9 protein-coding genes and 2 pseudogenes are annotated in these 8453 nt (G+C 72.3%); 4 read left to right on the forward strand and 7 right to left on the reverse strand.

What is annotated here, in order from left to right:
* A pseudogene (locus tag JHD63_RS20600) lies at positions 1-384 on the reverse strand (hypothetical protein); the annotation flags it as partial.
* A gap of 16 nt (positions 385-400) precedes the next feature.
* Complete coding sequence (locus JHD63_RS20605) at positions 401-2110, reverse strand: FMN-binding glutamate synthase family protein (RefSeq protein ID WP_198972675.1); 1710 nt, start codon at positions 2108-2110, stop codon at positions 401-403.
* Between the two features lie 160 nt (positions 2111-2270).
* On the opposite strand from JHD63_RS20605, the gene JHD63_RS20610 reads away from it, so the two are divergent.
* A complete protein-coding gene (locus tag JHD63_RS20610) occupies positions 2271-3092 on the forward strand; it encodes a YecA/YgfB family protein (RefSeq protein WP_198972676.1) in 822 nt (273 codons plus the stop codon).
* 216 nt (positions 3093-3308) lie between these two features.
* Positions 3309-3914, forward strand: a pseudogene (locus JHD63_RS20615) (dihydroxy-acid dehydratase); the annotation flags it as partial.
* A gap of 92 nt (positions 3915-4006) precedes the next feature.
* Here the strand turns inward: JHD63_RS20615 and JHD63_RS20620 are convergent.
* The 4 genes from JHD63_RS20620 to JHD63_RS20635 form a co-directional block, all read right to left on the reverse strand.
* Positions 4007-4516 carry a CinA family protein gene (locus JHD63_RS20620; RefSeq protein ID WP_198972678.1) on the reverse strand — a complete coding sequence of 170 codons (510 nt, stop codon included), beginning with the start codon at positions 4514-4516 and terminating at the stop codon, positions 4007-4009.
* Positions 4513-5073 carry a phosphatidylglycerophosphatase A family protein gene (locus JHD63_RS20625; RefSeq protein ID WP_198972679.1) on the reverse strand — a complete coding sequence of 187 codons (561 nt, stop codon included), beginning with the start codon at positions 5071-5073 and terminating at the stop codon, positions 4513-4515. The genes JHD63_RS20620 and JHD63_RS20625 overlap by 4 nt, the downstream gene beginning before the upstream one ends.
* A gap of 84 nt (positions 5074-5157) precedes the next feature.
* Complete coding sequence (locus JHD63_RS20630) at positions 5158-5499, reverse strand: carboxymuconolactone decarboxylase family protein (RefSeq protein WP_198972680.1); 342 nt, start codon at positions 5497-5499, stop codon at positions 5158-5160.
* Complete coding sequence (locus JHD63_RS20635) at positions 5496-6137, reverse strand: RNA polymerase sigma factor (RefSeq protein WP_370590598.1); 642 nt, start codon at positions 6135-6137, stop codon at positions 5496-5498. Before JHD63_RS20635 ends, JHD63_RS20630 begins: the two co-directional genes overlap by 4 nt.
* Before the next feature lie 136 nt (positions 6138-6273).
* On the opposite strand from JHD63_RS20635, the gene JHD63_RS20640 reads away from it, so the two are divergent.
* Entirely contained in the window at positions 6274-6924 is a 651-nt protein-coding gene (locus JHD63_RS20640; protein ID WP_198972681.1) for an FMN-binding negative transcriptional regulator, read from the forward strand.
* On the opposite strand, the gene JHD63_RS20645 is transcribed toward JHD63_RS20640, so the two are convergent.
* Positions 6908-7543 carry a helix-turn-helix transcriptional regulator gene (locus tag JHD63_RS20645; protein ID WP_198972682.1) on the reverse strand — a complete coding sequence of 212 codons (636 nt, stop codon included), beginning with the start codon at positions 7541-7543 and terminating at the stop codon, positions 6908-6910. The genes JHD63_RS20640 and JHD63_RS20645 overlap by 17 nt on opposite strands.
* Before the next feature lie 76 nt (positions 7544-7619).
* Here JHD63_RS20645 and JHD63_RS20650 point away from each other — a divergent pair.
* Positions 7620-8453 (forward strand): MFS transporter (locus tag JHD63_RS20650; protein WP_198972683.1); only part of this gene is annotated, 834 nt, incomplete at its 3' end.

Genomic DNA, 8453 nt, shown 5'->3' on the forward strand with positions numbered 1-8453 from the left:
CCCCCCCCCCCCCCCCCCCCCCCCCCCCCCCCCCCCCCCCCCCCCCCCCTCTTTTAGATGTGTATAAGAGACAGGGCCCGGCGCGCCTTCGGCCAGCACCTGCGGCACGCGCAGGCCGCGTGCGGCCAGCGCGCGCAGGCGGCGCGCCTCGGTGGCGATGGCCTCGGGCCCGCCCAGGTTGGGCACCGGCGCCAGCAGCGGCAGCCGCGCGGTGCGCGCCAGCGCGCCCAGCACCCAGTAGGGCCAGCGCGCATGGCGCGTGCCGGCCTTCTTGAGCCAGACCTGCTGGCCGTGCAGGAGATAGTGCGCCAGCGGCAGCGTCTGCCGCGGCGCGGTGGTGCGCAGGAAATCGGCGCAGGTCTCGGGGGACAGGGGCAGGGGCATCGCCGCAGTGTGACAGTCAGGCGTGTGCCGCGGCGGACGGCACGAGCGGCGGCGGCGCGGCGCGAAAGCTGTGGGCGCTGGCCTGCGGCCAGTAGCGGCGGAACACCGCGTGCTGGTCCGACAGGTCGCCCAGCAGCGCGCCGGGCTCCACGCTCATGACCAGGTTGGCCAGCAGCCGCACCTCGGTGTCGGTGATGCGGCGCACGATGTGGTGGGCGGTGATCTGCCGCGGGTGCTCCAGGCCCGCGGCCTGCACCAGCTCCTGCAGCGCGTGCAGCGTCTGGCGGTGGAAGCTGGCTACGCGCGTGGCCTTGTCCGGCACCACCAGCGCCTGCTGGCGCAGCGGGTCCTGCGTGGTGACGCCGGTCGGGCAGGTGCCGGTGTGGCAGCTCTGCGCCTGGATGCAGCCCAGCGCCATCATGAAGCCGCGTCCGGCGTTGCACCAGTCGGCGCCCAGCGCCATGAAGCGCGCCAGGTCGAAGGCGGTGATGACCTTGCCGGCGCAGCCCAGGCTGATGCGCTCGCGCAGGCCCGCGCCGATCAGCGTGTTGTGCACCAGCAGCAGGCCTTCCTGCACCGGCGCGCCGACGTGGTCGGTGAACTCGACCGGGGCCGCGCCGGTGCCGCCCTCGGCGCCGTCGACCACGATGAAGTCGGGCGTGATGCCGGTCGCCAGCATGGCCTTGACGATGGCGAACCACTCCCACGGGTGGCCGATGCAGAGCTTGAAGCCCACCGGCTTGCCGCCCGAGAGCCGGCGCAGGCGCGCGATGAAATGCATCATCTCCGCCGGCGTGGAGAAGGCGCTGTGCGCGGGCGGCGAGATGCAGTCCACGCCCTCTGGCACGCCGCGCGCGGCGGCGATCTCGGCCGTCACCTTGGCGCCGGGCAGGATGCCGCCATGCCCGGGCTTGGCGCCCTGGCTCAGCTTGATCTCGATCATCTTCACCTGCGGGTCGCGCGCGTTGGCGGCGAACTTCTCCTCGCTGAACGTGCCGTCGTCGTTGCGGCAGCCGAAGTAGCCCGAGGCCACCTCCCAGATCAGGTCGCCGCCGTGCACGCGGTGGTGCTGCGAGATCGAGCCTTCGCCCGTATCGTGCGCGAAGCCGCCGGCCCTGGCCCCCTTGTTGAGCGCCAGGATGGCGTTGGCCGAGAGCGAGCCGAAGCTCATCGCGGAGATGTTGAAGACGCTCGCGTGGTAGGGCTGGGTGCAGGGCTCGACCGAGGGCGAGGGCTGCCCGGGCGTGCCGCCGATCCAGATGCGGAAGTCGTGCGAGGCCAGCCGGGTCGGCGCCATCGAGTGGTTGATCCACTCATAGCCCTGCAGCCCCACGTCGAGCTGCGTGCCGAAGGGGCGGTTGTCGGGCTGGCCCTTGGCGCGCTGGTAGACCAGCGAGCGCTGGGCGCGCGAGAAGGGCAGGGCCTCGGTGTCGCCCTCGATGAAGTACTGGCGCAGCTCCGGCCGGATGTACTCCAGCAGGAAGCGCAGGTGGCCGATCACCGGGTAGTTGCGCAGGATGGCGTGTTGCGTCTGCCGCAGGTCGCGCAGGCCCACGAGGACCAGCACGCCAAACACCACGGGCAGCGGCCACAGGCTGGACGCGAAGTACCAGCAGGCCCACAGGCCCAGCAGCAGCCCTGCGGCACACAGCCCCAGCGCCGTGTAGCGCAGCGGGAACGCAGCGAGCAGGGAAGGGCGCAAAGGCGCCGGGCGGACTGCGGACATCGGGGGGCTCCTGGGGACGTTCTGGCAACGGCGGATCATAGGGTCAGGCCCGGCAGCATCCCGGGCGCGCGGCTACACTTTGCCGCCGCCCGCAGCCTGCCGCGACCGCCCTGCGTGCGCCTTGCAGGGCGGCATGCCCCCCACACCATTCCCGCCCGCCATGTCCGCCGATACGACCGCCCCCGCTCCCACACCCTCCGCGCTCGTCCCGGAGGACTTCGACGCGCTCGAAGACATCCTCGACGAACTGCGCACCCGCGACGACGAGGTGCCGCAGTGGGAGTTCTGCGACGGCTTCATGGCCGCGCTGGTGTGCAGCCGGCGCGCCATTGCGCAGGACGAATACCTGCCCGTGCTGCTGGGCGAGGGCGCCGCGCCGGCCGCCGCCGATGCGCCGATGAGCGCGGCCGGCGTGTTCTCCGGCGTGATCCAGCAGCGCCGCTTCCTGGAGCTGTGGCAGCGGCGCTGGGACGACATGGTCGCCGCCCTCGACACCGAGGTGGCCTCGCTCGACGACGAGCGCAGCTTCCACCCCGAGGCGATGGACGTGCGCGGCTCCATCCTGTGCCTGCCCGAGGACGAGCGCGGCGAATTCGAGGGCCAGGAGATTCCCGCCTTCGCGCAGGTCTGGGCGCTGGGCTTCTTGTACGCGGTGGAGAACTGGCCCGAGGAGTGGTCCCCGCCGCGCGACAGGGAGGCCGCGCAGTGGCTCGACGAGGCGCTCGACGCCATCGTCGCCCTGACCGAGCCCGACACCGGCAAGCCCACGTTCAGCATGTTCAGCGAGGACGGCCCGCCCAGCGTCAGCGACGCGCGGCTCGACGCCTATTTCAAAGCCATCTGGGCCGTCTACGACCTGCGCCGGCTCTGGAAGAGCATGGGCCCGCGCGTGGAGACGATCCGCAAGCAGGCCGCACCCGGGCGCAACGACCCCTGTCCCTGCGGCAGCGGCAAGAAGTACAAGAAGTGCCACGGGGCCTGAGGGCGCCGACACCGCTCCGCAGCCGCCCATCCGGGCGGTTTTTTTTGCGCTGGATGGTTCAAACCGGTCGTTGATGCCAGGGCGCCGCGCCACCCGGCGTTTTCCCTCTGCCGGATGAGGAATGACGGCGCTACCGTCTGCCGCCACACCCCTCTCGCAACCCGTCCCGACCGTTCCCGAACGCAAGACCCCCGAAGCACTCCGCAGCCACCGCTGGTATGCGTGCTGCGCGGCAACCTGTGCCCCGATGGCGCGGCCATCAAGCCCGCCGCCATGGAGCCGCAGCTGCGCCGGCACACCGGCCGCGCCGTGGTCTTCAGGGACCAGGCCAACCTGTACGCGCGCATCGATTCGCCTGATCTGCCCGTGACCAAGGACAGCGTCATCGTGCTGCAGCACGCCGGCCCGCAAGGCGCGCCCGGCATGCCCGAGTGGGGCCAACTGCCGATCCCGCAGAAGCTGCTGAAGGAGGGCGTGCGCGACATGCTGCGCATCAGCGACGCGCGCATGAGCGGCACCAGCTATGGCGCCTGCGTGCTGCACGTCGCGCCCGAGTCCTTCATCGGCGGGCCGCTGGCCTTCGTGCGCGACGGCGACCAGATCACGCTCGACTTGGACGCGCGCTCGCTGCACCTGCACGTCAGCGATGCGGAAACGACCGCGCGCAAGGCCGCCTGGGTGGCGCCCAAGCCGCACTTCACGCGCGGCTTCGGCAAGATCTACCTGAAGTACATCCAGCAGGCCAACGAGGGCTGCGACTTCGACTTCCTGGAGACCGAGCCGGCGCACGAGGCGGCCGGCGGCGATCCGGTCATCCGCTGACCGGCTGATGCAGCGGGTGCAGACTGCTGCTGCCGGTAATTGTGGGAAAAATGCCTATAGCCCAGGTGTTTCCTGGGCTTTATGCTATCAATTTAGATAAGGCCGCGCGGGAGGGGCTGGGACGGCTCGCCCAGCAACTCCAGCAGTTTCAGGCGTGCGTGCGCCACGGTCGCGGCGCGCACCGCCGCGCGGTCACCGGCAAAGCGCCGCGTCTCCGTGCGCACCTGTCCGTCCACGGCAAAACCGAAGCACACCGTGCCCACCGGCTTCTCGGCGCTGCCGCCCGTGGGGCCGGCCACGCCGGTCACGGCCACGGCGGCCTGGGCGCGGGAATGGGCCAGCGCGCCGGCGGCCATGGCGCGCGCCACCGGCTCGCTGACCGCGCCGTGCGCGTCGATCAGCGCGGCGGGCACGCCCAGCGAATCGGTCTTGGCGGCGTTGGAGTAGGTGACGAAGCCGCGCTCGAACCACTGGCTGGAGCCGGCCAGGTCGGTGCAGGCCGCGGCGATCATGCCGCCGGTGCAGCTCTCGGCCGTGGCCAGCATCCAGCCGCGCGCAAGCAGGGCCTGGGCCACGGCGGACCAGTCAGCGGGGGTGTTCATGGAAAGTAGTACCTCCAGCCGGCGATCACCAGCAGCGTGCAGAACGCCGCCACGAAGTCGTCCAGCATGATGCCGAAACCGCCGCGCGGCCCGAAGCCGTGGAAGGTGCGGTCGGCCCAGCCCACCGGCCCGCGCTTGACCGCGTCGAACAGTCGGAACAGCGCGAACGCGCAGCATTGCCCCAGCAGACCGGCGGCCGGCGTCACCAGCCACAGCACCAGCCAGAAGGCGACGATCTCGTCCCACACCACGTTGGACGGGTCCAGCGTGTTCAGGCGGCGCGCGGTCACCGTGCAGGCCCACCAGCCGACCAGGCTGCTGCCGGCGATCAGCCAGCCGATCTGCGCCGAGCTGAGCCAGTGCTGCAGCACCAGGAAGGACAGCCAGCCCCACAGCGTGCCTGCCGTGCCCGGCGCGATGGGCGACAGCCCCGAGCCGAAGCCCAGCGCGATCCAGTGCGCGGGGTGGGCGCGCATGAAGCGGGCGCTGGCGCGCACCGGCGCTTCGGCAGGCGCGGTGGAGGGCGGGGCGGCGTGCCCGGGGGAAGAAGAGTCCATGAAGAAGGCAGCGGAAAGACACAGGAGCCGCGCGCGAACGCGCAGCCATGCATCATGACGCAGATTGCCGGCCCTTTGCGCCGGTCAGACGCGGGCCGCTGCCTCGTCGAACAGCCGCAGCGCCAGCAGCCCGTGGCCGACCGCTGCGCCGGCCTGCAGCGCCGCGACGATGAAGCCCACCTCCGTGATCTCCTCGCGGCAGGCGCCGGCCGCCGCGGCCCGGCGCGTGTGGGCGTCGATGCAGTAGGCGCACTGGGTGCTGAGCGCCACCGCGATCGAGATCAGTGCGCGGTACTTCTCCGGAATGGTGCCATCTGCCCGCTCCTCAAACTTCTTCAGTGCCAGGAAGGCCTGGGCCTCGCGCGGCGCCAGGGCGGCCAGCGCCTGCGCCTGCCGCAGGTCGCCGGGTTGCTGGTAGCCGCTCATGGCGCAGCCCCTGCCCGCAGGTACTCGCGCACCAGGCTGCGGGCGCGGTGGAGCCGGCTCTTGGTGGCTTCGCGGGCGATGCCCAGCCGGTCGGCCATCCCCTGGATGGTGAGTTCCTCGAAGTCGCGCATCAGCAGCGGCTCGCGGTAGAGGGCCGGCAGCGAATCGATGGCACGCGCCAGGTCCATGCGCAGTTCGTGGTCCGGGCGGTGGGTGAAGGCTGCGGAGTCCTCGACCGTCTCCAGCGGTTCCGTGCGCAGCAGGCCCAGCACCGGGCGCACGCACAGCCGCTGCACGATGCGCGCCAGCCAGCCACCGAAGGCCGCCAGGTCGCGCAGCGCGCCGACGCGGCGGTAGAGAATGATGAGCGTCTCCTGCACGACGTCCTCGGTGGCGCCGGCGGCGCCGCAGTGCCGCAGGGCATAGCGGCGGATGTCCGGTCGGCTGTGGGCCAGCAGTTGGTCCATGGCCAGGGGATCGCCGGCCTGGGCGCCACGCAGCAACGCCAGGATGTGGGCATTGGTCGCCATGGCGGTGGCGCCGGCCGTCAGCAGCGCCAGCCCCGCGGCCGAGGCGCCGAGCCAGAGCGCTGCGCCTGCGGCCAGCAAGGCGCGGCCCATGTTCTTTCTGTACAGCATGTGATCTCCTGGGGGTTTTGCAGCCGGCACAGGGCTCCACCCTCCCAAGAGGGGGCGCCGGGCCAAAAGGATTCATGCCGCATCGGCCGGTGGTCCGATACTGTGCGGATTCCCCGCCGACCCCCGCGAGCCCCCCATGTACCTGCCTGCCCATTTCGAAGAGAAACACCTGGCCCTGCTGCACGACGCCGTGGCGCGTTCGCCGCTCGGCGCGCTGGTGACCCTGTCCGACGCCGGGCTGGAGGCCAACCACCTGCCCTTCGAATGGGACCGCAGCCAGGGCGGGCTGGGCGTGCTGCGCTGCCATGTGGCGCGCGCCAACGCGGTGTGGCAGCACGTGGCGGCCATGCCGGTCGAGGCCCTGGTGGTCTTCCAGGGGCCGAGCGCCTATGTCTCGCCCAGCCTCTACCCGAGCAAGCAGGAGACCCACCAGGTCGTGCCCACCTACAACTACCAGGCGGTGCACGTGCATGGCCGCGTGGCGGTGCATGACGACGCGCGCTGGCTGCGCGGCTTGGTCGGGCGGCTGACCCGCCGCTTCGAGTCCGGCCGCGAGGCACCCTGGGCCATGGCCGACGCGCCGCGCGACTACATCGACGGCATGCTGGCCAGGATCGTCGGCCTGGAGATCGCCATCACCCGTGTCGAGGGCAAATGGAAGATGAGCCAGAACCGCACGCCGGCCGACCAGCAGGGCGTTGTCGCCGGCCTGGGCGCCAGCGGCAGCGCGGCGGACCGGGCGGTGGCGGAGGTGATGCGCGGGCTGGCCGCTACGCCACCGGCGTGATCCGGTACACGCAGCGCCGCGCACCCGCCAGCAGGTGCTCCTCGCGGCGCAGCGTGGCGCCGGGGCCGGCGACCTCCTGGAACAGCTGCAGTTCGGAGCGGCAGAAGCCCTGGCAGGCCTGCGCGGCCGCGCAGATCGGGCAGTGGTCCTCCACCAGCAGCCAGTCGCGGCCCTCGCGTTCGAGCCGGGCCATGTAGCCCTCGCTGGCGCGAAGTTCGGCCAGGCGGCGCAGGCGCGGCTCCAGCCCTTCCAGGCCGGCGCATTCGCGCTGGTACTCGGCGCGGCTGTCGGCCTCGCGCTGGCCGATCAGGCGCTCCAGGCCTTCCGCCCCGAACAACTGGCGCACCGCGCCCAGCAGTTGCACCGTGAGCTGCGCATGCGTGTCCGGGAAGCGCGCATGCCCGGCCGCCGTCAGCGCCCAGGCCTGGCGCGGCCGGCCGACGCCGGTGGATGCGGCCTGCCGGCCTTCGACCAGGCCCTCGGCCTGCAGCTTCTGGATCTGCTGGCGCGCGGCCTCGGGCGTGATGCCCAGCGCTTCGGCCAGCGTGGCCGTGGGCGCGGCGCCGCGGGTCTTGAGCAGCAGCAGGAGGCGGTCGGCCGTGGGCGTGGTGTCGTTCATTTCGCAAGATTTTACTTGCTTAATTGCGTGGGTGCCGCTAATAATCAAAGAAATTACTTGCATAAAAGGTTTTGCCATGTCAGCCGCTCTCGATGTCCCGCTCGCTCCCGCCACTGCCGCCTGGGGCGACCTGCTGCGGGGCCGCAACGGCCTGCGGGCGGTGGCGCTGACGGGGGGCGTGGCCCTGCATGCGGTCAACGTGCACATCGTCACCACCGTGCTGCCTTCGGTGGTGCGGGAGATCGGCGGGCTGGACTGGTATGCCTGGAACACCACGCTGTTCGTGGTCGCTTCCATCGTCGGCGCCTCGCTCTCGGTGCGCCTGCTGGCGGCGCTGGGGCCGCGCGGCGCCTGCCTGGCCGCGCTGGCGCTGTTCGCGCTGGGGGCCGCGGGCTGCGCGCTGGCGCCCTCCATGGCCTGGATGCTGGCCGGGCGCAGCGTGCAGGGCCTGGGCGGCGGCATGCTGGCTGCGCTCAGCTATGCGCTCATCAGCGCGGTGTTCGCCCCGCCGCTGTGGCCGCGCGCCGTGGCGCTGGTGTCGGGCATGTGGGGCGTGGCCACCCTGTCCGGGCCGGCCGTGGGCGGGCTGTTCGCACAGGCCGGCGCCTGGCGCTGGGCCTTCTGGACGCTGCTGCCGGCCTGCGCGCTGCAGGCCGCGCTGGTCGCGGTGCAACTGCGCCCGGCCGCGCTGCGGCCGCGCGATGCGGCGGCCCCGGTGCCGCGCATTCCGGCGCTGCAGATCGCGCTGCTGGCGGCCTCGGTGCTGGCGGTGGCGGCGGGCAGCCTGTCGCCGGCGCTGGGGGCCCAGGCCACGGGCGTGGCCGTGGGGCTGGCGCCTGTCTCTTATACACATCTAAAAAGGGGGGGGGGGGGGGGGGGGGGGGGGGGGGGGGGGGGGGGGGGGGGGGGG

The sequence above is a fragment of the Xylophilus sp. ASV27 genome (assembly GCF_016428875.1).
Lineage (GTDB): Bacteria > Pseudomonadota > Gammaproteobacteria > Burkholderiales > Burkholderiaceae_C > Xylophilus.